The sequence below is a fragment of the Pseudarthrobacter sp. R1 genome, assembly GCF_024494415.1.
GTDB lineage: Bacteria > Actinomycetota > Actinomycetes > Actinomycetales > Micrococcaceae > Arthrobacter.
In genome coordinates this window covers 1-1,913 of sequence record NZ_JAMKFI010000037.1, presented here as the reverse complement: position 1 = coordinate 1,913, position 1,913 = coordinate 1, and the positions used below count along the sequence as shown (strand labels likewise).

The 1,913-nt window shown below is 63.3% G+C and carries 2 pseudogenes; one reads left to right on the top strand and one right to left on the bottom strand.

What is annotated here, in order from left to right:
• Nucleotides 1-596 (top strand): annotated as a pseudogene (locus tag M8J71_RS22870) (MFS transporter); the annotation flags it as partial.
• A 910-nt stretch (nucleotides 597-1,506) separates the two neighbouring features.
• On the opposite strand, the pseudogene M8J71_RS22865 reads toward M8J71_RS22870, so the two are convergent.
• Nucleotides 1,507-1,913, bottom strand: a pseudogene (locus M8J71_RS22865) (L-arabinose isomerase); the annotation flags it as partial.

The following is a 1,913-nucleotide window of genomic DNA, read 5'->3' as shown; positions in this document are numbered from 1 at the left end:
CCAGTACGCCCATCTGGGTCATCTGCGTCCAGCTGTTCATCTTCGGAGCCGGCCTGGGCCTGATCATGCAGGTAGTGGTCCTAGTGGTGCAGAACTCCGTCCCCGCGGACCAGATCGGCACCGCCACCAGCACCAACAACTACTTCCGCGAGGTGGGCGCCGCCATGGGCGTTGCAGTCTTCGGTGCCATTTTCACCAACCGCCTCTCCGAGTCCCTCACCAGCGCCTTCACCGGTGCAGGCGCGTCGGCAGACCAGGCTGCCCAGTCCACCAGTACCCTGGACCCGCACGCGCTCAGCCAGCTCCCGCAGCAGTTGCGTGATGCCGTGGTGAGCGCCTACGCAGACTCCCTTGCCCCGGTCTTCTGGTACCTCCTCCCCTTCATCGCCGTTGCCCTGCTGCTGGCCATCACCCTTAAGCAGATTCCGCTCTCGGACACGGCCGGAATGGTGGCCCGCGGCGAAGCCGTGGGCGGCGAAGAGGCCGAACGCCTTGCCGCGGGGCTCCCGCGCACGCCGGCTGGCCGCGTTGACGAAGCTCCCGGCGGGGACAGCGTGAAGGCCGGCGACGGGGAGTTGCTTTCCCAGAACCGCTAACCGAAGTGGTCGCACTTGACTTGGGCCGCGCTAGTTGGCAAAGACCATAGGGACGCCGCAATCTTTGAGGGTTGCGGCGTCCCTGTGGTTTCAAGCGTATGGGCGGGAACAGGGAAGCCGGTTCTGAACGGGCTGGACCTCCGAGGTACCCGTTTCCAGCCTTGGAGCAACGAGAGTTTCAAGGAAAATTGGTCCGAGTTCCGGGAGCGGTTCACTGTGGCGTGCCTCTTGCTGGGTCCCGGAAAGCAACAAGCAACAATGTGCACACCGTTGTTAGCCTTGCGGCCGGGAGGCGCGGAGCCCATTTGTGAGGATCTTCGTGACAATGAGGTACCCGTTGCCCGGGCGCCTTGGGCAGGTCGCGGCCGTACTGCGCAAAAAGGTGTCAGCGGCGAAGGTATACGGCTGAGGCGAGCTGCGCCTCCCCGGCCGCTGGTCCCACCAGTAGGCCCTTGAATAGGGTGGAATTGAGGTAGGGCCTCAAGTGCTCCCAGGAGCTATCAGCCGCGAAGACAGCTTTTGGCGGTGCTGCTCCCTGTGCCGTAGGACCGGGTTCTTGGAGTACTTATTTCCTGGCCTAGCTACTGCGTTTGGCGCAATTTAGGGTTGTGGGTATCTTTCTGCACTACCTAGGCCAGGGGCCAAAGCGCGAGGTGATTGTACTGATTTGGTTTTCTTGCTTCGGACGCGATTCTGACTAGTGCGGCATTTCCGCCACTCCTTCTCCGATGTGCATGACGTGGCCGGGCCGGTGAGGGCTCGCGGCAGCCTGTAAATGAAAGCGGGCTCCTCCCGTTCACTCGGGGAGGAGCCCGCTTTGTCCTACCTACGGCGCACATAGTCCTGGCGTCCTACTAAAAACTCCCGGAGCAGCCTACCTGAACGGGTCAGGACGCAATCTAACTACCGTTTATAGGCCGCCGGCGAGCTTGTAGTAGGCGGCGTTCCAGTTCAGGTCTTTCTTGAACTGCCGGATGGTGGTGTCCTCGTCGATGGTGAGCAGTTCGGTTTTGGCGATTTCCGCGAAGTCCTCGAAGACATCCATTCCCACCTGCGTGGACAGTACAGTGTGGTGGGCTGCGCCCGCGGTGAGCCAGGCTGCCGCGGAGGTGGCAAAGTCAGGCTTGGGCTGCCACAGGGCGCGGGCCACGGGAAGGTTGGGCAGGGGCTGGTCCAGGGGAACCACGTCCACGGCGTTCGCCACCAGGCGGAACCTGTCCCGCATGTCGGACAGGGCGACGACGACCCCCGGGGAGGCATCGGCGTCGAACACCAGGCGCACGGGGTCTTCCTTGCCGCCGATGCCCAGCGGATGGA